Origin of the sequence: Lysobacter niastensis, assembly GCF_015453285.1 — a bacterium.
GTDB lineage: Bacteria > Pseudomonadota > Gammaproteobacteria > Xanthomonadales > Xanthomonadaceae > Lysobacter_J > Lysobacter_J niastensis.
This window is the reverse complement of record NZ_JADLZT010000002.1, coordinates 441,110-463,745: the sequence shown is the minus strand read 5'-3', so window position 1 is coordinate 463,745 and position 22,636 is coordinate 441,110. Positions and strand designations below refer to the sequence as shown.

The 22,636-nt window shown below is 67.7% G+C and carries 18 protein-coding genes; 12 read left to right on the top strand and 6 right to left on the bottom strand.

Going from position 1 to position 22,636, the window contains the following annotated elements; genetic code table 11:
• Nucleotides 1-32: 32 nt before the first annotated feature.
• The 7 genes from IU514_RS04855 to IU514_RS04825 are packed head-to-tail and all read left to right on the top strand — an operon-like array spanning nucleotide 33 to nucleotide 6,374.
• Entirely contained in the window at nucleotides 33-1,286 is a 1,254-nt protein-coding gene (locus tag IU514_RS04855) for an NAD(P)/FAD-dependent oxidoreductase (RefSeq protein WP_194929940.1), read from the top strand.
• A complete protein-coding gene (locus IU514_RS04850) occupies nucleotides 1,274-1,846 on the top strand; it encodes a DUF3261 domain-containing protein (protein WP_194929939.1) in 573 nt (190 codons plus the stop codon). The genes IU514_RS04855 and IU514_RS04850 overlap by 13 nt, the downstream gene beginning before the upstream one ends.
• The gene (locus IU514_RS04845) at nucleotides 1,843-3,027 is read left to right on the top strand and encodes a beta-ketoacyl-ACP synthase (RefSeq protein ID WP_194929938.1); all 1,185 of its coding nucleotides are present in this window, start codon (nucleotides 1,843-1,845) and stop codon (nucleotides 3,025-3,027) included. Before IU514_RS04850 ends, IU514_RS04845 begins: the two co-directional genes overlap by 4 nt.
• 1 nt (nucleotide 3,028) lies before the next feature.
• Nucleotides 3,029-3,490, top strand: coding sequence for a hotdog family protein (locus IU514_RS04840; RefSeq protein ID WP_194929937.1), 462 nt, complete (start codon nucleotides 3,029-3,031; stop codon nucleotides 3,488-3,490).
• Complete coding sequence (gene fabG, locus IU514_RS04835; protein ID WP_194929936.1) at nucleotides 3,490-4,239, top strand: 3-oxoacyl-ACP reductase FabG; 750 nt, start codon at nucleotides 3,490-3,492, stop codon at nucleotides 4,237-4,239. The genes IU514_RS04840 and fabG overlap by 1 nt, the downstream gene beginning before the upstream one ends.
• The gene (locus tag IU514_RS04830; protein ID WP_194929935.1) at nucleotides 4,236-5,471 is read left to right on the top strand and encodes a beta-ketoacyl-ACP synthase; all 1,236 of its coding nucleotides are present in this window, start codon (nucleotides 4,236-4,238) and stop codon (nucleotides 5,469-5,471) included. Before fabG ends, IU514_RS04830 begins: the two co-directional genes overlap by 4 nt.
• A 30-nt stretch (nucleotides 5,472-5,501) precedes the next feature.
• Nucleotides 5,502-6,374 (top strand): hypothetical protein, encoded by an 873-nt coding sequence (locus IU514_RS04825; RefSeq protein WP_194929934.1) that lies wholly within the window; start codon nucleotides 5,502-5,504, stop codon nucleotides 6,372-6,374.
• Nucleotides 6,375-6,438: 64 nt separating this feature from the next.
• Here IU514_RS04825 and IU514_RS04820 read toward each other — a convergent pair whose 3' ends face one another.
• From IU514_RS04820 to IU514_RS04810, 3 genes are all read right to left on the bottom strand, one after another.
• A complete protein-coding gene (locus tag IU514_RS04820) occupies nucleotides 6,439-6,894 on the bottom strand; it encodes a GNAT family N-acetyltransferase (protein ID WP_194929933.1) in 456 nt (151 codons plus the stop codon).
• Between the two features lie 10 nt (nucleotides 6,895-6,904).
• Nucleotides 6,905-7,210 carry a DUF2782 domain-containing protein gene (locus tag IU514_RS04815; RefSeq protein ID WP_194929932.1) on the bottom strand — a complete coding sequence of 102 codons (306 nt, stop codon included), beginning with the start codon at nucleotides 7,208-7,210 and terminating at the stop codon, nucleotides 6,905-6,907.
• A gap of 86 nt (nucleotides 7,211-7,296) precedes the next feature.
• Entirely contained in the window at nucleotides 7,297-8,220 is a 924-nt protein-coding gene (locus IU514_RS04810; RefSeq protein ID WP_194929931.1) for an aspartyl protease family protein, read from the bottom strand.
• An 82-nt stretch (nucleotides 8,221-8,302) separates the two neighbouring features.
• Here IU514_RS04810 and polA point away from each other — a divergent pair, with 82 nt between their 5' ends.
• Entirely contained in the window at nucleotides 8,303-11,092 is a 2,790-nt protein-coding gene (polA, locus tag IU514_RS04805; RefSeq protein ID WP_194929930.1) for a DNA polymerase I, read from the top strand.
• Between the two features lie 349 nt (nucleotides 11,093-11,441).
• Here polA and IU514_RS04800 read toward each other — a convergent pair whose 3' ends face one another.
• Both IU514_RS04800 and IU514_RS04795 read right to left on the bottom strand, forming a co-directional pair.
• Complete coding sequence (locus IU514_RS04800) at nucleotides 11,442-12,290, bottom strand: BPSS1780 family membrane protein (protein ID WP_194929929.1); 849 nt, start codon at nucleotides 12,288-12,290, stop codon at nucleotides 11,442-11,444.
• 47 nt (nucleotides 12,291-12,337) lie between these two features.
• Nucleotides 12,338-13,093, bottom strand: a complete 756-nt coding sequence (locus IU514_RS04795; protein WP_324187779.1) for a glutamine amidotransferase — start codon at nucleotides 13,091-13,093, stop codon at nucleotides 12,338-12,340.
• 106 nt (nucleotides 13,094-13,199) lie between these two features.
• Here IU514_RS04795 and glyQ point away from each other — a divergent pair, with 106 nt between their 5' ends.
• Genes glyQ through IU514_RS04780 form a run of 3 tightly spaced genes read left to right on the top strand, consistent with a single transcriptional unit; the run spans nucleotide 13,200 to nucleotide 17,814 of the window.
• Nucleotides 13,200-14,126 carry a glycine--tRNA ligase subunit alpha gene (gene glyQ, locus IU514_RS04790; RefSeq protein WP_194929928.1) on the top strand — a complete coding sequence of 309 codons (927 nt, stop codon included), beginning with the start codon at nucleotides 13,200-13,202 and terminating at the stop codon, nucleotides 14,124-14,126.
• Nucleotides 14,127-14,155: 29 nt separating this feature from the next.
• Nucleotides 14,156-16,252, top strand: a complete 2,097-nt coding sequence (gene glyS, locus IU514_RS04785) for a glycine--tRNA ligase subunit beta (protein WP_194930005.1) — start codon at nucleotides 14,156-14,158, stop codon at nucleotides 16,250-16,252.
• A complete protein-coding gene (locus IU514_RS04780) occupies nucleotides 16,249-17,814 on the top strand; it encodes a tetratricopeptide repeat-containing sulfotransferase family protein (RefSeq protein WP_194930004.1) in 1,566 nt (521 codons plus the stop codon). Before glyS ends, IU514_RS04780 begins: the two co-directional genes overlap by 4 nt.
• Before the next feature lie 97 nt (nucleotides 17,815-17,911).
• Here IU514_RS04780 and IU514_RS04775 read toward each other — a convergent pair whose 3' ends face one another.
• Nucleotides 17,912-20,656, bottom strand: coding sequence for a TonB-dependent receptor plug domain-containing protein (locus IU514_RS04775; RefSeq protein WP_386760556.1), 2,745 nt, complete (start codon nucleotides 20,654-20,656; stop codon nucleotides 17,912-17,914).
• Nucleotides 20,657-20,845: 189 nt separating this feature from the next.
• Here IU514_RS04775 and IU514_RS04770 point away from each other — a divergent pair, with 189 nt between their 5' ends.
• Nucleotides 20,846-22,633: an autotransporter assembly complex protein TamA gene (locus tag IU514_RS04770; RefSeq protein ID WP_194930003.1), complete on the top strand. Its 1,788-nt coding sequence runs from the start codon at nucleotides 20,846-20,848 to the stop codon at nucleotides 22,631-22,633.
• Nucleotides 22,634-22,636 lie beyond the last annotated feature (3 nt).

Genomic DNA, 22,636 nt, shown 5'->3' with positions numbered 1-22,636 from the left:
GGCGCCACGCCACTCTTGCCAGGAATCAACGCATGACGCTGTCGATGGAACGTACCCAGGTGCTGATCGTTGGCGCCGGCCCCGCAGGCTCGGTGGCCGCGGCGATGCTGCGCCAGCAGGGACGCGAGGTGCTGATCCTGGAGCGCGAGCAGTTCCCGCGCTTCTCGATCGGCGAAAGCCTGCTGCCGCAGAGCATGGAGTACATCGAAGCGGCCGGGCTGCTGCGCGACGTCGTCGAGGCCGGCTTCCAGTACAAGAACGGCGCCTCGTTCGTGCGCGGTGAACGCCAGACCGAGTTCGACTTCCGCGAACGCTTCTTCCGCGATGCGACCGCGCCGGGCTGGGGCACCACCTACCAGGTGCAGCGCGCCGATTTCGACCACGTGCTGGCCAAGGGCGCGCAGCGCATGGGCGCGCAGCTGCGCTTCGGCCACGAAGTGCTGTCGGTTGAGCCGGGTGAGACGCCGCGCGTCACCGCGCGCGCCCCGGATGGCACCGAGTACGTGATCGAGGCGGACTTCATCCTCGACGCCAGCGGCTTCGCCCGCCTGCTGCCGCGCCTGCTGCAGCTGGAAGCCCCGTCGAACTTCCCGGCGCGTGGCGCGATCTTCACCCACGTCGAGGACAACATCCCGCTCGACAGCGGCTTCGACCGCAACAAGATCCTGATTACCACGCATCCCGAACACGTGGACGTGTGGTACTGGACGATCCCGTTCTCGAACGGCCGCTGCTCGCTCGGCGTCGTCGCCGAGAAGACCTTCCTCGATCGCTACCAGGGCAGCGACCGTGAACGCCTGCAGGCGATCGTCGGCGAAGACCCGAACCTGACACGCCTGCTCGCCAATGCGAAGTGGGACGTGATGCCGGTGCGCCAGATCATGGGCTATTCGAGCAACGTGAAGTCGCTGTGGGGCCCGGGCTATGCCCTGCTCGGCAACGCCGGCGAGTTCCTCGATCCGGTGTTCTCCTCTGGCGTGACCATCGCCTTCAAGTCGGCACAGCTGGCGAGCGAGTGCCTGGCGCGCCACTACGCCGGCGAGAGCGTCGACTGGGAACGCGAGTTTGCGATCCCGCTGCGCGGCGGCGTGCAGACGTTCCGCCGTTTCGTCGAGTCGTGGTACGCGGGCGGCTTCCAGAAGATCATCTTCCACGAGACGCAGCAGCCCGACGTGCGCCGCATGATCTGCTCGATCCTCGCCGGTTACGCCTGGGATGCGAAGAATCCCTACGTCGCCGACACCGGCCGCCGCCTGGCGGTGCTGGAAGAGATATGCAGCGCCTGAACCTACTGCGCGCGCCAGCCCCGATCCTGGCGACGATCCTGGCGACGATGCTGGCGGCATGCGCTGCTGCGCCGCCACGCGCGGCCGTGACCGTGCCGGAACTTCGGCTGGCGCCGTCTGCGCTGGGCCATGAGTTGTCGGTGCAGCAGCGCCTGCATTTCAGTTTCGGACAACAGCAGCGTGACCTCGATGCACTGCTCGAAGTGGACGCCCAGGAAGTGCGGCTGGCGGTGCAGGCGCTGGGCCAGTCCGGCGTGCGCCTGAGCTGGGACGGCACTGAATTGCAGCAACAGCGCGCGCCGTGGCTGCCGCCGAGCGTGCGTGGCGAGCGCGTGCTGTCCGACCTGCAGTTCACGCTGTGGCCGGCGGACGCGATCCGCGCGGCGTTGCCGGCGCCATGGACGCTGAACGAGGACGGCCACACGCGCCGGCTCGAACGCGACGGCATCGTCTGGTTGCAGGTCGACCGCGAAGGCCCCGGGCGCTACCTGCTCGACAATCGCGCCGAGGGTTATCGCCTGCAGATCGAATCCGTGGGCCAGGAGGTCGAAGTCCCGTGAGTGCCGCCTACCTCAACGAACTCGGCATCGTCTGCGCACTGGGCGATGGCCCGGACGCGGTCGCGCAGTCGCTGTTCGCGCACGACGCACCGCGCGGCGTGACCATGACCGACACGTATTCACCGGGCCGCGAACTCGCGGTCGGCGAAGTCGCCGGCGCGCTGCCCGACCTGTCCGACTGCGTGCTGCCGATGCGCACGCGCAACAACGCACTGCTGCGGATGGCGCACGCGCAGATCCGAGACGCGGTGGCCGCGGCGATCGAACGCTTCGGCGCGCACCGCGTCGCGGTGATCGTCGGCACCAGCACCTCGGGCATCGGCGAGGCCGAACGCGCGCTGCCGGAGCGCCGCGAGCGCGGCGATTGGCCATCGAGCTACCACTACGCACAGCAGGAGATCGGTGCGCCGTCGGCCTTCCTTGCCGCCGAGAGCGGCGCGCGCGGCCCGGCCTGGACCATCTCGACCGCATGCTCGTCGAGCGCGAAAGCGCTGGCGTCGGCTGCGCGCCTGCTGCGTGCAGGCATGGCGGACGCGGTGATCGCCGGCGGCGCCGATTCGCTGTGCTCGTTCACCGTCTCCGGTTTCAGCGCGCTCGAGGCGGTATCGCTGCAGCGCTGCAACCCGTTCTCTGGCAACCGCTCGGGCATCCACATCGGCGAAGGCGCGGCGTTGTTCCTGATGACGCGCGAACCCGGCCCCGTGCGTCTGGCCGGCTGGGGCGAGACCTCCGATGCGCACCACATGTCCGCGCCGGAACCGCAGGGCACCGGTGCGATCGCCGCGATCGAGCAGGCGCTGGCGCGCGGCGGCATTGCCGCGGATGAAGTCGACTACGTCAACCTGCACGGCACCGCGACGCCGCAGAACGATGCGATGGAGAGCCGCGCGGTGATGGCTACGCTGGGCGGCGCGGTTGCCGCCAGTTCGACCAAGGCGCTGACCGGACACACGCTCGGCGCCGCCGGTGCGCTCGAGGCCGGCCTGTGCTGGCTGGCGATGGCGCGCAATCCGGAGCACCGGCTGCCGCCGCACTGGTGGGACGGCGAGCCGGATACGGAACTGCCCCCGCTCGACCTGATTGCGCCCGGCCGCCGTGCCGCCGGACCGCTGCGCCATGTACTGAGCAACTCCTTCGCGTTCGGCGGCAGCAACGCCGCGCTGCTGTTCGGACGGGGCTGAGATGGCGGCCATCTTCGACATCGAGGACGTCATTCCCCATCGCGGCACGATGCTGCTGGTCGACCGCGTGATCGACTGGAGCGACGACGCCGTGACGGTAGAACTGCGCGTGCCGGCCGAGAGCCCGTTCCATGTCGAGGACGGCGTGCCGGCGTGGGTCGGCGTGGAGTACATGGCGCAGGCCGTGGCCTGCTGGGCCGGCTGCCAGGCGCGGCTGCAGGACCTGCCGCCGCCGATCGGTTTCCTGCTCGGCACGCGCCGCTACGAATGCTCGGTGCCGGTGTTCGCCAGTGGCTCGCTGCTGCGGGTGGAGGCGCGGCGCGAGCTGATGGGCGACAATGGGCTGGGGGTTTTCGCCTGCCGCATTCTCGCGGGCGACGACAGGGGGAGGGAGATTGCGACGGCGAACGTCTCGGTGTTCGAGCCACCCGACGCGTTGGCCTACATGGAGAGCGAAAGTTGATGAACGGGGATTCGACCAGCCAGGCTGCTACCGTGCTGGTGACCGGCGCAAGCCGCGGTATCGGCAAGGCGATCGCGCTGCGCGCCGCGCAGGACGGTTTCGACGTGGTCGTGCATTGCCGCAGCCGTGTCCAGGAAGCCGAGGCGGTGGCCGCGCAGGTGCGCGAACTCGGGCGCCAGGCACGCGTGCTGGTGTTCGACATTTCCGACCGCGAGGCCGCCAGTGCCGCACTGAACGCGGACGTGGAAGCGCATGGCGCCTACTACGGCGTGGTCTGCAATGCCGGCATCGCCCGCGACACCGCGTTTCCGGCGATGACCGGCGATGAATGGGACAGCGTCGTCCACACCAACCTGGACGCGTTCTACAACGTGCTCAACCCGCTGGTGATGCCGATGGTGCGCACGCGCAAGCCCGGCCGCATCGTCACGCTGTCATCGGTGTCGGGCCTGGTGGGTAACCGCGGCCAGACCAACTACAGCGCGTCCAAGGCCGGGATCATTGGAGCCACCAAGGCGCTGGCGCTGGAACTGGCCAGCCGTGGCATCACCGTCAACTGCGTCGCGCCCGGCCTGATCGATACCGAGATGCTGACCGCCGAGGTCGTCGAGAACGCGCTCAAGCTGATCCCGGCCAACCGCCTCGGCAAGCCCGAGGAAGTCGCCGCGGCCGTGTCGTTCCTGCTGTCCGACCAGGCCGGCTACATCACGCGCCAGGTGATCTCGGTGAACGGAGGTCTGGTCGGATGAGCAGCTCCAGCCGCCGCGTCGTCGTCACCGGCGTCAACGGCATCAGCCCGCTCGGCAACGACTGGGCGTCGATCCGCGCCCATCTGCGCAGCTACCGCAACGCGGTCCAGCGCATCGACGAGTGGGATATCTACGAAGGCCTCAACACCAAGCTCGCCGCGCCGGCCGCGCCGTTCGAGCTGCCGGCGCATTACAACCGCAAGACCATGCGCAGCATGGGCCGGGTCGCGCTGATGGCCGTGCGCGCCAGCGAACTGGCGCTGGAAGATGCCGGGTTGCTTGGCGACCCCGTGCTCACCAGCGGCCGCGTCGGCGTGTCCAACGGTTCGTCGGCCGGCACGCATTCGGCGATCGGCGACTTCGGCCGCATGCTCAACGAGCACACCACGGCCGGCATCAACGCCACCACCTACATCAAGATGATGAGCCACACCGCGCCGGTGAACATCGGCGTGTTCTTCGGGCTCACCGGCCGCGTCATCACCACCTCCAGCGCCTGCACGTCGGGCAGCATGGGCATAGGCGCAGCGTACGAAGTCATCCGCGCCGGCAAGCAGGTCGCGATGCTGGCCGGCGGTTCCGAACAGATGGACGCCACCGCCTCGGCGGTGTTCGACACGCTGTTCGCCACCAGCGTGCGCAACGACGAGCCGTCGCTGACGCCGCGCCCGTTCGACGCGGCGCGCGACGGCCTGGTGCTCGGCGAGGGCGCGTGCACGCTGATCCTGGAAGACCTGGAGCACGCGCAGGCGCGCGGCGCCAGGATCCTGGCCGAACTCGTCGGCTACGGCACCAACAGCGACGGCCAGCACGTCACCCAGCCCAGTGCCGAGACGATGGCGGTGGCGATGCGGCTCGCGCTGGAAGATGCCGGACTGCCGCCGGAAGCGATCGGCTACGTCAACGCGCACGGCACCGCCACCGACCACGGCGACATCGCCGAATCGACGGCGACCGCGCAGGTGTTCGGCTCGCGCATGCCCTTCAGTTCGCTGAAGAGCTACATGGGCCACACGCTCGGCGCCTGCGGCGCACTGGAAGCGTGGATCAGCATCGAGATGATGCGCGAGGGCTGGTTCGCGCCCACGCTCAACCTCGACAACCCCGATCCGCGCTGCGCCGAACTCGACTACATCGCCGGCAGCGGCCGCGAGCTGCAGACCGAGTACGTGATGAGCAACAACTTCGCCTTCGGTGGGATCAACACCTCGTTGATCTTCCGCCGCTGGTAAACAACCACAAACATCAACAAGGACCGATTGATGAGAACGCAGAAACTGCTGCTGATGGTTCTGTTCATGCTGGGGAGCTTCGCCGCGGAGGCCAAGTTGGCTCCGGTCGAGAACCTGGGCTTCCGCCAGTTCGATGGCGAGGGCCAGCGCACGGCCGCTCCCGCTAACGTGAAGGCAGCCGTCATTGAAGCCTTGGGCCCGTTCCATGGCTCCATCACCGAGGAACGCCCCGGCGCATTGATCCTGCGACTGGCGCCGCGGACGCACGTGGCCAACGTGCGACTCGACTACGATTCCAAGGGCTTCAGCATCACGTATCTGTCCAGCGAGAATCTCGACTACGTGAAGAAGAAGGGCACGGATTACATCCACGGGAACTACAACGAATGGGTCCGTCGTCTCGCGAACGGGATAACGGGATCGCAGCAGCTGTGGCTCCCGTCGGAGCAGTTGGCAAGCCCCAAGCCCCGCAAGGCTTTTGACCCGGGCAGCCCGATTCTGATCGCCGCCGACATTCCACTCGCGCCCGGAATCGGCTCTGAGGAGTTTCGTCAGCAGTGCAGCCTCGGCAGGCTGTTGAGCGACAGCATCGTTGACAACAGCAACGGCAAGATCAAGGCGGTGGGTTCGTCGCTTTCCGGGCAATCCGGCCAGGTGCTGGAAATCACCGTCATCAATATGCACGCCGTCGGCGGCGGCGGATTCTCCGGCCCCAAGTGGGCGCGTATCCAGGGACGCTTGTTGAGAGATGGCGAACTGGTGGACAACTTCGAAATGCAGCGCACCACGACGGCGGGAGGTTTCACCGCCTGCTCCGCCATGGCGAAGGTTGCACGCGCACTGGGCGAGGACGTCGCCGGTTGGAAGCCCACTGCCGGCGTCGGCGTGGTGACGGGCAAGTAAGCGACGCGTGCTCTTGACGCGAGGACGGCCCGCTTCGGCGGGCCGTTTCTTTTTTGCAGCGTCGTTACTTCAGCGCGATGCCGAAATGGAACGCCTCGATGCGCAGGCCTTCGCGCAGGTAGAACGCATGCGCGTCCTGGCGGTGCGTACCGGAATCCAGTTGCAGGCGCACGCAGCCCAGGCGTTTGGCTTCCGCCTTGAGCCAGTCGAGCATCGCCTTGCCGTAACCGCGGCTGCGCACCGTGGTGTCGGTGACCAGGTCATCGACATAGACATGCTTGCCGATCGCCAGCATCTCCATCACCCGCCAGCACGCGAACGCGCGTGGCGCGCCGCCTTCGTCGAACAGCACCGTCGCGCGGCAGCCATCGCCGATCTGGCGCTGCATCTGCGCGACGAAACGGTCCTCGTCGAACTCGGGCCGCAACTGCTGCACCAGCGGCCAGATGGCGCGCAGGTCGGCTTCGGCGGTCAGGATGCGGATGTCGCGGCCGGCGTGGGCCGGGTCATGCCTGGTCATCGGGCCGCGGTCACCAGCTGAACAACTTGTACTGCACCGGCGAGATGGTGCCCTCGCCCTTGCTGGCGTCGAGCGTGCCGTCGCCGTTGCTGTCGACGAGGTAGTACACCGGGCCGCGCACGGGCGTGATCTTGACCACGCGCAGCTGGCCGGCGACGCGGTATTCGTCGAGCTTGTCGCCACCTTCGAGCGTCTGCGAACGAATCTCGGGGTTCACGAGCCCGGCGGTCGGATCATCGCCCGCCCCCATCGTCGCGCAGCCGGCGAAGGTCAACGGCAACAGCAGCGCAAGCAAGGCAGTGGAGGCGGTGCGCATGGAATCGGCTCCGGAATGGATGCACGCATTATGCGCCGCCCGCGTGATGGCGGCATGGCGCCACCACCATGCCGGCCGCATCGGCATCAGGAACTGCGTTGCAGCGCCATCCTCGACTGGCCGAGATCCAGCCACAGCGTCATTCCGCTGAAGAACTTGATGCCGATCTCCCCGTCCAGGCCCGAGTCGGGCATGCCGGTCGCTTCCGGGAGGAACAACGCGGGAAGATCGGCCACCGAGACCCCCAGCGCCTCCACCTTGGCCAGACGGCCTTCGTCCACATCGATGGGCCCGCCGCCGCCACGGACCTGGCGTCGCGTCAGCTCCCTTCCCTCGCGCAACTCGTGACGCTCATGGAACGGCGCGCGCATGGCCAATCCGGTGCCTGCGCCGAGGTCCATCCGGAACTTTCCGGTGGCCTTGTCCTCGACCATGGCGTCGATGATGACCAGTTGCCTCGGATCGAGCGCCACCGGCTTCCACGGAAGGCGCGCGAGTGGCGGAGACTGCCGCGCGAAGACGCGCACCCTGGGGGCTCCGGGCACCAGCTCGAACTGGAACACCGCCTGCGACATCGCGCCGGTGCCGATGATGCCCACGACGTCCTCGATGCCCGGAAGCTTGGGCATCTCGGTGTAGTCCAGTCCGTGGAACGTGACCTGCCCGAGCCGCAGCGCACCGCCGCGCCAGCGCCGGCGCTCGCTCGCACCACCGATCGCCATCGCGCGCACCGAGCCCGCGTCCGCCAATCCGGCTGCGGCGGCGTACTCGGCGCTGATGCGCATGCCCGCCGCACCGGTATCGACGAGCCACCAGCCCTCCGGTTGTCCGTCCAGTGCGGCCTTCACCAGCAGGTGCGGGCGCCCGTCCAGCGTGCGCGTGGGCAGCAGCGCATCGCGGGACGGATCCACGCTGATGGTCTGGGCCGCAGACTCGCCGGCCGGGGCGGCAACCAGCGGCGCCGCGAAGCACGCGGCCAGCAGGAGCACGAGGAAGCGCGGGACGGACATGCAGGATTCTCCGAAGACGTCCAGTTCATGGATGCGGCTCCGCCCCGAAACGTCGCAGGGCCTTTTTCCCTAGAATCTCCCCATGCCACGCCTTGTCCTGATCGACGGTTCTTCCTACCTCTACCGCGCCTTCCATGCGCTGCCTCCGCTGAGCAACGACGCCGGCGAACCGACCGGCGCGCTGTTCGGCGTGGTCAACATGCTGCGTGCGACGCTGAAGGAGAAGCCGGATTACGTCGCCTTTGTCGTCGACGCACCCGGCAAGACCTTCCGCGACGAGCTCTACCCCGAGTACAAGGCCAACCGCGCCGCGATGCCGGACGACCTGCGCGCGCAGGTGCTGCCGATGTGCGAGATCGTGGAGGCGCTGGGCATGACGATCCTGCGCCAGGAAGGCGTGGAGGCCGACGACGTGATCGGCACGCTGGCCGTGAACGCGGCCGCCGCCGGCATCGACGTGACCATCTCCACCGGCGACAAGGACTTCGCCCAGCTCGTGCGCGAGCCCCAGGACGGCGCGGGCATTGCGCTGGTGAACACGATGAGCGGCAGCCGGCTGGATTCCGAATCCACCGTGGTCGACAAGTTCGGCGTGCGCCCCGACCAGATCGTGGATTTCCTCGCGCTGATGGGCGACAGCATCGACAACGTGCCGGGCGTCGAGAAGTGCGGCCCCAAGACCGCGGCGAAGTGGCTGGGCGAGTACGGCACGCTCGACGAGGTGATGGCGCGGGCCGGCGAGGTGAAGGGCAAGATCGGCGAGAACCTGCGCGCGGCGCTGCCCCGGCTGCCGCTGAACCGCACGCTGGTGACGATCCGCACCGACCTCGACGTCGGCCGCGCGCCGACTGACCTGGTGCTGCGTGAGCGCCATGCCGACGACCTGCGGCGGCTGTATGCGCGTTACGGTTTCAAGCAGGCGTTGCGCGAGCTCGAAGGAGGCGCGGCATCAGGTGGCGACTCCGATGACGGCCGCAACGTCGGCCTGCGCAGCACCGCCGCCGGCTATGCACGCGCCGCATCCGCGGCCGCCGAGCCGGCCGATCCGGCATTGGCAGCAGCGGGCACGTACGAGACGGTCCTGACGCAGGAGCAGTTCGACGCGTGGTTGGCGCGGCTGCAGGCCGTGGACGAGTTCGCGTTCGACACCGAGACCGACTCGCTCGATCCGATGCAGGCGCGCATCGTCGGCGTGAGCTTCTCGACCGAGCCCGGCCAGGCCGCATACCTGCCGCTGGGCCATGACTACGCCGGTGCGCCGGCACAGCTCGACCAGGAGCGCTCGCTCGCGGCGCTGCGTCCGCTGTTCGCCGATCCGGCGAAGAAGAAGCTCGGCCAGCACGGCAAGTTCGACCTGCACGTGCTGCGCCGCCACGGCATCGACGTGGAAGGCTATGCCGACGACACGATGCTCGAGAGCTTCGTCTACAACGCGACGGCCACGCGTCACGACATGGACTCGCTCGCCAGGCGCTATCTCGGCTACGAGACCGTCAAGTACGAGGACGTGGCGGGCAAGGGCGCGAAGCAGATTCCGTTCTCGCAGGTCGCGCTCGACGATGCCACGCGCTACGCCGCCGAGGACTCCGATGTCACCTACCGCCTGCATCGTGCGCTCGCGCCGAAGCTGGCGGCCGAGCCGGGGCTGGAGAAGGTCTATCGCGAGATCGAGATGCCGCTGGTGCCGGTGCTCGCGAGGATCGAAGCCAATGGCGTGATGATCGACGCCGCGGAACTGAAACGGCAGTCGGCCGACCTCGGCCGGCGCATGCTCGCCGCGCAGCAGAAGGCCACCGAGCTTGCGGGACGCACGTTCAACCTGGATTCGCCCAAGCAGCTCGGCGCATTGCTGTTCGACGAACTGAAGCTGCCGGCACTGGTGAAGACGCCGTCCGGCGCGCCGTCGACGAACGAGGAAGCGCTGGAGGCGATCGCCGACCAGCACGAACTGCCGCGCGTGATCCTCGAGTACCGCGGCCTGGCCAAGCTGCGCAGCACCTATACGGACAAGCTGCCGGAGATGGTCAATCCGTACACCGGCCGTGTGCACACCAGCTACCACCAGGCCGGCGCAGCCACAGGCCGCCTGGCATCGAGCGACCCGAACCTGCAGAACATCCCGATCCGCACCGACGACGGCCGCCGCATCCGCCAGGCCTTCGTCGCGCCGCCGGGGCGCCGCATCGTGGCCTGCGACTACTCGCAGATCGAGCTGCGCATCATGGCGCACCTGTCCGGAGACGCCGGCCTGCTGCGCGCGTTCGAATCGGGCGCCGACATCCACCGCGCCACCGCCGCCGAAGTGTTCGGCAAGGCGTCGCTCGACGAGGTATCCGGCAACGAGCGCCGTGCCGCAAAGGCGATCAACTTCGGCCTGATGTACGGCATGGGCGCGTTCGGCCTGGCACGCCAGCTCGGTATCGCCCGCGGCGAGGCGCAGGACTACATCGCCCTGTATTTCAGCCGTTACCCCGGCGTGCGCGATTTCATGGAGCGCACCCGCCAGCAGGCGCGCGAGACCGGCTACGTCGAGACGGTCTTCGGGCGCCGCCTGTACCTGGAAAACATCCAGGCCCGTAACCAGGGCCTGCGCGCGGGAGCCGAACGTGCGGCGATCAACGCGCCGATGCAGGGCACCGCGGCCGACATCATCAAGCGCGCGATGATCTCCATCGACGGCTGGCTGCACGATCATGCGCAGAAGGCCTGCATGGTCCTGCAGGTGCACGACGAACTGGTGTTCGAGGTCGAGGAGGCCTTCGTCGACACCCTGCTCACCGAGGCCAAGGCCAGGATGTCAGCGGCCGCCCAGCTGCGGGTCCCGCTGGTGGTCGACAGCGGCATCGGCGCCAACTGGGACGAGGCGCATTGAGCGGCATTCACCCTATCGGGTGGCGCGTTTCATGTATGAAGCAAATGAACGGGGAACGCGGCACATAAAACGTTTTCAGTCAATGAATCACTACTGAATCCAACAATTTCTTAACGGGGATCTTCACGAACCATCCATGTACTGGATGGTCATATAGACCGCGACAGGTGCAACGCCTGTCGCCGATCTCTCCCTCCCCTGGAGTGATCCCAGGAACGGTTACCCCTCCCCAGGTGCCGTTCCGCAGCCCCGCCGGCCCCCCCTGCCCGCGGGGCTTTTTATTGCCCAAAGAAAAGAGGCGCGCCAGTGGCGCGCCTCTTTTTGATTCCGGGCCCGGTCGGGCGGTCCGTCAGACTTCGATGCCGCCTGCGGCATGCGTGGCTGGCACCGGCGGCGGCACGTCGCCGCCCAGCATCTGCTGCCACGCGTAGTACACGAGTCCGGCCATGACCGGGATGATCACCGCCATCAGCACCAACTGGCCGACGAACACGGCCGTCGGCTGCCCGACCAGCCACGCCAGCAGCACCACCAGCAGGTTGACAGCGATGCTGATCGCCACCATCGCGATCAGCAGCAGCACGAACATCACCACCAGCGCGCCCAGGTTGCGCAGGCACGCACGCAGGCTCAGGCGCATCGCCTCGATGGCACCGCGCTGGGTGAACATCACGTCGGGGATCGCGACGAAAGTGAAGAAGCCGGCGACCACGCCGACGACCAGCGCCGCCAGCAGCCAGGCGAACATGCGCCCCGCCGGCAGCGTCTCGGCCAGCTTCGGGTCCGGGTTGGTCTGCATCTGTTCCATGACCTGGACGATGTGCTGCATCTGCTCGCCGCCGATCATCACCACCAGCAACAGCGCGACGACCAGCAGCGCGACCAGCTGCGGCAGCAGCATCGCCATCAGGCGCGGCCCCTTGCCCTCGCGCAGGCCTTGCACCAGGTGCGCCGGCGAGGCCTTGCGGCCCTGGTCGACTTCGCGCGCGGCGTAGACCACGCCCGCGAACAGGATCGGCCCCAGCAGGGCCAGCAGCAGGCTCAGCCAAAGCTGTCCGGTCACCGATGCCAGGCCCGAAATGCCGCCCCAGATCAGGCCGAGCAATCCCAACGCGAGCGGCGCGCGGCGCCACAGCGAAAAGCCGCCCAGCAACCATTCCGCGCCGGCATTGAGCGGCACCTTGCGAACCTGCGTCATCCTGGGACCTTTCCTTTCCTGATGGGGGCGATGGGGGAAGCGCGAAATCAGTCGTGCGCGCGTGATGCGTGATGCGCCAGGCCACGCGCGTGGCGGACGAAACGCCGCAGCACATGGCGCGCCTGCGGCGTGGCGCTGACACCGCGGGCGACGCCCTTCGGGCAGCGGCCTTCGCGGCTGAGCGCATCGCGGCGGGCATTCACGTAGCCGCGCATGTGCGTGGCGCTGAACTCGGGATGGAACTGCACGCCCCAGGCGCGATCGCCCCAGCGGAAGGCGTGCACGTGATCCTGGCTGGACCGCGCCAGCACGGTCGCGCCTTCGGGCACGCGCAGCACGGTCTGCAGGTGCGTGGCCTGCGCCGGGAAGCGCTCCGGCAGTCCGGCGAACAGCGGGTCCTGGCCGGCGTGCGGATGCAGCTCCAGGTCGATCGTGCCCATCTCGCGCCCGGCCGGGTTGTCGCCGACCTCGCCGCCGAGCGCGTGCGCCAGCAGCTGGTGGCCGTAGCAGATGCCGAACAGCGGCATGCCGGCCTGCGCGGCGTCGCGCAGCCAGGCCGCGCTGCGTTCGCTCCAGTCGTGGCGCTCGGTCACCATCGCCGCCGAACCGGTGATGATCGTGCCGGCGAAGCCATCGCGCGTCGGCAGCGTCTCGCCGGCCTGCACGTTCACCACCACGGCGTCGTCGGCCTCCAATCCGGCGGCGACGCGGATCCAGTGCGGGAAACCGCGATGACGGCGCATGGAGGCGACCGGCTGGCCGGTTTCGAGGATCAGAAAGGGCCGGTTATGGGGATGGCTCACGGCGGCGTCGGCAGGGCGTTGCGGGGTCGTGCTGAAGGCAGTACGGGCCGAGAATCGCAGGGCCCGTCGCTATACTAGCGCGCTTTGCAGCACCCCCATCGAGACCATGTCCAGCGCGTCCGCCGCCCCGACTTTCCAGGAACTGATCCAGCGCCTCAACGCTTACTGGGCGAAGCAGGGCTGCGTGCTGATCCAGCCGCTCGACCTCGAGGTCGGCGCCGGCACCTTCCATCCGGCGACCTTCCTGCGCGCGCTCGGCCCGGAGCCGTGGAACGCCGCCTACGTCCAGCCCTGCCGCCGTCCGACCGACGGCCGCTACGGCGAGAACCCGAACCGCCTGCAGCGCTACTACCAGTACCAGGTGGCGATGAAGCCCAGCCCCGACAACATCGTCGAGCTGTACTTCGACTCGCTCAAGGCGCTTGGCGTCGATCCGCTGGTGCACGACCTGCGCCTGGTCGAGGACAACTGGGAATCGCCGACGCTCGGCGCCTGGGGCCTGGGCTGGGAGGTCTGGCTCAACGGCATGGAAGTCACCCAGTTCACCTACTTCCAGCAGGCCGGCGGCATGGAGTGCAAGCCGGTGCTGGGCGAGATCACCTACGGTCTCGAACGCCTGTGCATGTACCTGCAGAACGTCGACAACGTCTACGACCTGGTCTGGACCCATGGACCTGACGGCACGCCGGTCACCTACGGCGACGTCTACCACCAGAACGAAGTCGAGCAGTCGGCCTACAACTTCGAGCACGCCGACGTGGCCGAGCTGTTCCACCGCTTCGACGCGTGCGAAGCCGAGGCGCTGAAGCTGATCGAGCTGGGCCTGCCGCTGCCGGCGTACGACCAGGTGTGCAAGGCCAGCCACAGCTTCAACCTGCTCGACGCGCGCCGCGCGATCAGCGTCACCGAACGCCAGCGCTACATCCTGCGCGTGCGCCGCATCGCCCAGGGCGTCGCCGAGGCGTACCACGCGCAGCGCGAGAAGCTCGGATTCCCCGTATTGAAGAAGGCCCACGGCCAGGAGGCCGCGTGATGTCGGGCAACACGATGTCCAACGGCGCGATGCAACCGCTGCTGATCGAACTCGGCACCGAAGAGCTGCCGGTCAAGGCGCTGCCGGGCCTGGCGCAGGCGTTCTTCGATGGCGTCATCGACGGCCTCGCCAAACGTGGCATCGCCTTCGACCGCGAAGGCGCCAAGCCGCTGTACACGCCACGACGCCTGGCGGTGCGCCTGCCCGGCGTCGCCACCGAGCAGCCCGAGCAGAAGTCGGAAGTGCTGGGCCCGTACCTCAACATCGCGCTCGACGCCGACGGCCAGCCGACCAAGGCGCTGCAGGGTTTCGCGGCCAAGGCCGGCATCGAATGGACCGAGCTCGAGAAGACCAGCGACGCCAAGGGCGAGCGCTTCGTCCATCGCGCGACCAAGCCGGGCGCGCGCACGGCCGAGCTGCTGCCGGAGATCGTCCGCGAGGCGATCGCGGCGATGCCGATCCCCAAGCCGATGCGCTGGGGCGACCACGACTACGGCTTTGCCCGTCCGGTGCACTGGCTGGTGCTGCTGCTGGGCAACGACGTGGTGCCGGCCGGACTCTTCGGCGTGACCAGCGACCGCATGAGTCGCGGCCACCGCTTCATGCACGACAAGCTCGTGTGGTTCAGCACGCCGCAGGACTACGTCGATTCGCTGCGCGGCGCCAAGGTGCTGGTCGATCCTGACGAACGCCGCCAGCGCATCGTGCAGGAAGTCGAAGCCGCGGCCCGCGCCGCCGGCGGCAGCGCGCGCATCGACGATGGCATCCTCGAGGAAGTGAACGGCCTGACCGAGTGGCCGCGCGCGGTCGCGTGCAGCTTCGAGCCGGAGTTCCTCGCGGTGCCGCAGGAAGCGCTCATCGCGACGATGGAAACCAACCAGAAGTTCTTCCCCGTGCTCGACGGCGCCGGCAAGCTCAGCGAGCACTTCGTCGGCATCGCCAACATCGAATCGAAGGACGCTGCCGAAGTCCGCAAGGGCTACGAGCGCGTGATCCGTCCGCGCTTCTCCGACGCCAAGTTCTTCTTCGTCGAGGACATGAAGCAGGGCCTGGCCTCGATAGGCGCGGGCCTGGCGACGGTGAAGTACCAGGACAAGCTCGGCACCATCGCGGACAAGGTCGTGCGCGTGGCCGCGCTGGCCGAAACCATCGCCGCCGAACTCGGCATCGATCCGGAACAGGCACGCCGTGCAGCCGAGCTGTCCAAGGCCGACCTGCAGTCGCGCCTGGTCGGCGAGTTCCCCGAGCTGCAGGGCATCGCCGGCCGTTACTACGCCGCCGTCGAGAACGAGCCGCTGGCCATCGCCGACGCGATCGACGAAGCCTACATGCCGCGCTTCGCCGGCGACTCGATCGCCCCTTCGAAGCTCGGCCAGGTGGTGGCGATCGCCGAACGCCTGGACACGCTGGCGGGCTGCTTCAACCAGGGCATGAAGCCGAGCGGCAACAAGGATCCGTTCGCGCTGCGCCGCGCTGCGCTTGGCCTGGCACGCACGCTGATCGAAGGCAGGCTCGACCTCGACCTGCGCCAGCTGATCAACGAGGCCGTCGCGCTGCAGCCGGTGCATCCGAGCGCCGCGATGAAGTCGGAGAACGCGCGCAACGATATCTTCGAGTTCGTGCTGGACCGCCTGCGCGCCTACTTCGACGAGCGCGGCGTGTCCGCGCTGCAGTTCGAAGCGACTGCGAGCAAGGTGCGCGGCTTCGCCACCGACGTATCGCTGCCCGACTTCGACCGCCGCCTGCAGGCGATCGGCGAGTTCGCCAAGCTGCCGGAGGCTGAAGCACTGGCCGCCGCGAACAAGCGCATCCGCAACATCCTGAAGAAGGCCGAAGGCGACGTGCCCGGCACGGTCGAACCGGCGCTGTTCGCCGAAGGCGCCGAGCGCGAACTGGCCGAGGCGGTCGAGGCCGCGATCGCCGACACCGACCCGCTGCTGGAGAACCGCGACTACGTCGCCGCGCTCGGCCGGCTGGCGCGCCTGCGCCCGCAGGTCGATGCGTTCTTCGACGGCGTGATGGTCAACGTCGACGACCTGCGCGTGCGCAACAACCGCCTCGCACTGCTAAAGCGCTTGTCGGATCGCCTCGGCAGCGTCGCCGCGATCGAGCACCTGTCAGGCTGACCTTGCCGACATCCGGCGCCGATGCCTGGCAGCGCGCCCAGGCCGCCATCGCCAGGCGCGACATGGTCGCGGCGCGGGGCGAGCTGGAGTCGGTGCTGCGTGCGGATCCGGCCCAGGTGCAGGCGCGGGTGCTGCTGGCCGGCGTGATCCTCGCCGGCGACCGCTTGCGCGACGCCGCCACGCACCTGCTGCACGCGGCGCGGCATCTTCCGGACGACGCCGCCACGGTGTGCCGCGTCGCGCAGGCGCTGATGCGTGTCGGCGAATCGCTGGCGACGCGCGACTGCCTGCGCCACCCCGCTGTCGCGCGCTGTCGCGACGGTTCGATCCTGGCGACGCTGGCGCACGTGCACCAGATGCTGGGCGAACATCCCGAATCGCTGGCGATGATGGATCGGGCGCGCGAGTGCGGTTTTGACAACGCCGACTTCCGGTATTTCCGCAGCATCCAGTTGCAGTTCAACGGGCGCATGCAGGAATCGGAGGAGGAGCTCGAGAGCTGCCTGCGGCTCGGCCCCACCTACGGACGCGCTTCGCTCACCCTCGCCCGCCTGCGCAGGCAGACGCCGGAGCGCAACCATCTCGACACGATCCGCGCGCAGCTGGCGAAGGTTCCACGCGGCACCGAGGACCATGCCGCGTTCGAGTTCGCCCTGTACAAGGAACTCGAGGACCTCGGCGATTTCGGCGCAGCCTGGCCGGCATTGCAGCGTGCCAACGCGATCATGCATGCACGCCTGAAGCACGAACCGATTCGCGAGACGCGTCTCTACGATGCGCTGATCGCCGCCTGCGACGCCGACATGCTGCGTCCGATGGATGCCGTGCACGAAGGGCCGATGCCGATCTTCATCGTCGGCCTGCCACGCTCGGGCACGACCGTGCTCGATCGCATCCTCGGCAACCATTCGCAGGTCGTGTCGGCGGGCGAACTGAGCGACTTCGCGCATCAACTGCGCTGGGCCGCCGATCGGCCCGGCCGCAGCATGCTCGACGAGTCGCTGGTGTCGCGGCTGGGCGAACTGGACTTCGCCGAGATCGGCCGGCGCTACCTCGTGCAGACGCAGTGGCGCGCGGGCGGACACCGCTATTACGTCGACAAACTGCCGGCGAACCTGCAGGCCGCCGGGCTGATCGCCAAGGCGCTGCCGCAGGCGAAGATCCTGCACCTGTCGCGCGACCCGATGGATGTGTGCTTCTCGAACTACCGCGCGCTGTTCGGCGACGCCTATCCGTACAGCTATTCGCTCGACACGCTCGCCGAGCACCATCGCAACTACCGGCGACTGGTCGATCACTGGCACGCGGCGATGCCGGGGCGAATCCTCGATGTCGACTACCAGACACTGGTGGCCGATCCGGAAGCGATGGCGCGCAAGGTGTTCGAGTTCTGCGACCTGGCGTTCGAGCCCGACTGCGTCGATCTGTCACGCAATGCCGCGCCGGTGGCGACGCTGAGCAGCCCACAGGTGCGCGAGGGCATCCACCAGCGCGGCCTTGCCGAGTGGAAGCGCTACGATGCCCAGCTGCAGCCGCTGTTGCAGGCGTTGCAGGCGGACTGAGCCACCGCACACACCGCATCTCCTCGACTCGTCGCCTGCGGTGCCCCAAAAAGAAAGGCCGGCTTGCGCCGGCCTTTCCACATCCCTGGCAGGAAAATCAGAACTGCCAGTTCATCTCCAGCATGTACGAGCGGCCGTAACCGCTGTAGTTGAAGATGTTGTAGTACGGGTAGGTCGTCCAGGTCGGATCGTCCGGCGGATCCTCGTTGAGCAGGTTGTTCACGGTCAGCGTCAGCGACGCGTTTTCGGTGAACTGGTAGCCCAGCGTGGTGTTGACGCGGTAGTAGGCGTCGACGCGCTTGGCGTCCAGACTGCCCTCGTAGCCTTCTTCGAGGAGTTGCGCTTCGAAGTTCGGCGTCTGGCCGTAGCGGACCGTGTACAGCGTGGCGTTCCACTTGTCCGTGTTCCAACCCAGCGACAGGCTGGTGATGGTGCGGAACTCGGACGAATAGAACGGCTCGCTCAGCAGGTCGATCACCGGATCCTGCGGGAACTGCTGGCTTTCGTGGTCGAGCGTCACGTTGTACTGCAAGCCGACGCTGAACGTGCCCCAGCCATCCGTGTTCCAGCGATAGTTCGCGCTGGCGAGGATGCCCGACACCTCTTCCTTGGAGATGTTGATCGGGTTGGTCTCGATGCTCTGCACCTGGAACGGTTCCGGCGCCGTGGCGGATGCACGGCCGACGCGCGCGAGCGCGTCTACGCAGGTCGGCGAGCTGGGGTCGAGGTCACCGAGGCGGCAGGCCGCTTCGGTCTGCATGAGCTGGTCCAGGCTCATGTCGGAGACCTTGTTGTCGATCTTGATGTTGTAGTAATCGGCGCTGATGTCGAAGTTCGGCGTCGGCGACCACACCACGCCGTAGCCCCACGACTTGGCGGTGATCGACTGCAGGTCCGGGCTGCCCGACCGGTTGCCGAACACCTGCTCGCTGCCGCTGAAAGTGCACTCGTCGATCGGAACGCCCGGCTCTTCGGTGGCGCAGCGGTAGTAGTCGGTGACGAACGTGAAGAAGCCGCTGTCGCCGGCGAACACGTAGGCCATGTCCGGCGCCTTGAACGCGGTCGCGTAGTTGCCGCGGAACAGCAGCGATTCGATCGGACGGAACTCCAGGCCCACTTTGTACGTGGTGTCGTCGTCCGAGTTCAGGCCCTTGTTCTTGTAGTGGTCGTAGCGGACCGAGGCGTTGGCCGTCAGCATGCTGAAGATCGGCACGCGGAACTCCATCGCGACGGCCTCGTTGGTGCGCTCACCCGCACCCTGCGTGCCGGTCAGGCCCCAGAACTCGCCGTTGACCACGCGCGGATCGGTCGGGTTTTCCCACGACTGCTCGCCCACCTGCAGCACCGCGGCGAAGCCCACCGGGCCGGCCGGCAGGTTGAACAGCTCGGTGTTGGTCAGCTGGAAGTTGAGGTTGTGGGTCCAGGTTTCCGAGTCCGACTTGATCTCGCTGTTGAAGCTGCGGTACTGCTCCGGCGTCAGCGCCTGGTAGAACGCGGCTTCGTTCGGCGCGTAGATCGGATAGCCGTAGTACTCGCCGAGTTGCGGACCGAGGAACTGGTCGCGGAAGAAGTCCTCGATCTCGGCCTTCAGCGCCCACAGCTGGCGGCTCTTCACCTTGTACTCGGAGCGGGCGTAATAGGCGTCGTAGTCCCACATCGACGAACCGAACGTGCCCTTCACGCCGGCGGCGAAGTTGTACGAATCGCTGGTGATGCGCTCGTTGTTGGTGTCGAGGCCACCGGTTTCTTCCGGCGCGAAGATGTGCTGGAAGCTCTCGAAGCGGCCGGTGTTGTCGTTGATGATGAAGCCGCCGGTGTCGATCGACGGCTGCCAGAAGCGCGAGCCGCCGTTGTTCTCGGTCTTGGCGCGGTTGACCAGCAGCATGCCGTACAGCTCGGCATTGTCGGACAGGTCGTAACCGGCGTTGAGGTAACCGGCGATCGCCTCTTCCTTGTTCTGGATCGAACTGAAGCCCGGCTCGGCGCGGCTGCCGCAGTAGTTGCCGCGGCCCGGGCGGGTGTCATAGATCGTGGTGCTGTTGTACAGGTTGCCCAGGCCGGCGCAGGTCGCCGCACCCGGATCGATGTAGCGCCCGTTGCCGAGGCTGCGCAGGAACGTGCGCGAGCCGAAACGCAGGGTCGGGTCCGGATTGTCGTTGGTGGAGTCGAAGTCCTTGCGATCGAAGCCGTAGATCGCATCCTGGTCGATGTATTGCAGGCCGTAGACCAGGTCGAAGTTGCCGGCGCTGTGGCCGCCGGTCAGCTGGAAGCGCACGTTTCCGCCGCCGCCCTCCTCGTAACCGCCGATGCGCAGGCCGAGGCTGGTGCCGTCGACGCGCTTCTTCAGGATGATGTTGACGACGCCGGCGATCGCGCTGGAACCGTAGATCGCCGACTGGTTGCCGGGCGCGATGTCGATGCGTTCGACCATCGAGGTCGGGATGCTGGCGAGGTCGACGAAGTTGCTCTGGCCGTTGTAGAGCAGTGGGTAGTCTGCGATCGGACGGCCGTCGATCAGCACCAGGGTGAAGCCGGGATCGAGACCCAGCAGGCTGATCGGCTCGGCGCTGGGCGTGAAGCCGCTGAACTGCGCGTCCTGTACGGCGCCGGTGGCGAGCGGCTGGGAGCGCAACACGTCGTAGACGTCACGGAAACCCTGGCGCTGGATGTCCTCGGCGGTGATGGTCTGGACCGGGGTGGCGGTCTCGACTTCCACCTGCGGGATCAGCGAACCGGTGACGACGACCTTGTCGATGTCGGTGGCTTGCTGCGAGTCCTGGGCGTGGGCGGCACCGACAGCGAACGGTGCGACTAGGGCGGTGCAGATGGCGGCTGACAACAGTTTCTTCTTCACAAGATTTCCCTCGTTATGAAGTAGTGATGCTCCGTTCCGGCCGCGCGCCCCCCGAAGCAAATGCGACCTTAATCACATGCTTACGACTTCTTAACGAATGACGCAACTGACTCAGGTCATACCCATCCCTGTTCAGGAAACAGCTCGACGGCAATGACGGTCCGTTATCCTGATGCGATGCCCCCCACGCCCTGCCGTTTGCTCGCTGCCGCCCTGATCCTGTCTGCGAGCGGCGCGGCACAGGCGGCCAAGGTCACGGGCGTGCAGATCCAGGGGCTGGACGAGACCAAGACCCTCAATGTCCATGGCGCGCTGTCGCTGGTCGACACCATCGGCAAGGAGGTTTCCGGGCGCCGCCTGGCCTACCTGCTGCGGGAGGCCGAGGACGAGACCCGCGAGGCGCTGGAGCCGTTCGGCTACTACTCGCCACAGATCGAGGTCGAGCGCATCGGCGAGAGCGACGCGCTGACGGTGGCGATCAAGGTGACCCTGGGCGAGCCGGTGCGGGTGCGCCGGGCCGACATCGCCATCCTCGGCGAAGGCAGCGAGGACCGTTACCTCAACGAGGACCTTGCGGCCTTCAAGCCCCGGCAGGGCGACGTGTTCGACCACGCCGCCTACGAGGCCAGCAAGACCCGCATCACCCGGCGCCTGGCCGAGCGCGGCTACTTCGACGCCGACTTCTCCTCGCGCCAGGTCGAGGTGACCCGCGCCGAGCGCGCCGCCGACATCGACCTGGTCTGGTCCAGCGGCGGCCGCTACGACATGGGCCCGATTACCTTCGTGCAGACGCCCAAGCACATCATCCGCGACAGCCTGCTCGACAAGCTGGTGTACTGGGAACAGGGCAGCTACTACCACCAGGGCAAGCTCGACCGCTTCCGCGAGTCGCTGACGCGGCTGGATTACTTCTCCAGCATCGAGATCGAGACCAGGCCCGAGGCGGCCGTCGACAACGAAGTGCCGGTCGCGGTGACGCTGACGCCGGCCAAGCGCACGGTCTACACCGCCGGCCTCAGCTACGGCACCGACAGTGGCGCCGGCGTGCGCCTGGGCATGGAGCGCCGCTACGTCAACGACCGCGGCCACAAGGCGCTGGGGCAGATCGACTGGGCCGAGACGCGCAAGACCGCGACCGCGCAGTACCGCATCCCGGCCTTCGCCTGGCTGGACGGCTGGTTCACGATCAGCGGCCAGTACTACGACGAGCAGAGCGACTACATCGACATCCGAAAGGTCGAGTTCGTCGGCAGCCGCAGCGGCCAGATCAACCGTCGCCTCAACGCCGTGGCTTCGCTGCACGCGCTGCGCGAGCGCTGGTCGTACGTGGCCGACGACGACAACGACGAAACCACACCGGTGCAATACCGCTACGCGACCTTCCTGTACCCGTCGCTGCGCGGTGAGTACATCGATGCCGACGACCGCATCTTCCCGCGCAACGGCCTGGGCATCACGGTCGAGGTGCGCGGCGGCCTGGAAGGCGTCGGCTCCGACGCCAACTTCGCCCAGGCCTGGGGTATCGGCCGCTGGTACCGCGGCCTGGGCGCCTTCAATCGCCTGATCCTGCGCGCCGAGGCCGGTGGCACGTTCACCAACGCGCTGGTCGACATGCCGCCGAGCCTGCGCTTCTTCGCCGGCGGCGACCGCAGCATCCGCGGCTATGCCTTCCGCGAAGTCGGCCCGACCACGATCGGTTCGGACGGCAAGAAGTACGCACTCGGTGCCAAGAACGTGCTGACCGGCTCGGTCGAGTTCGAGCACTACATCAACGACACCTGGGGCGGCGCGGCCTTCGTCGATGCCGGCGACGCCTTCGACGACACGCCCGACATCCACACCGGCGTCGGCGTCGGCGTACGCTGGCGCTCGCCGGTGGGGCCGGTGCGGCTGGATATCGCGCACGGCCTGAAGGATCCGGACTCGCAGTACGAGATCTACCTCAACATCGGCGCCGACTGGTGAGGA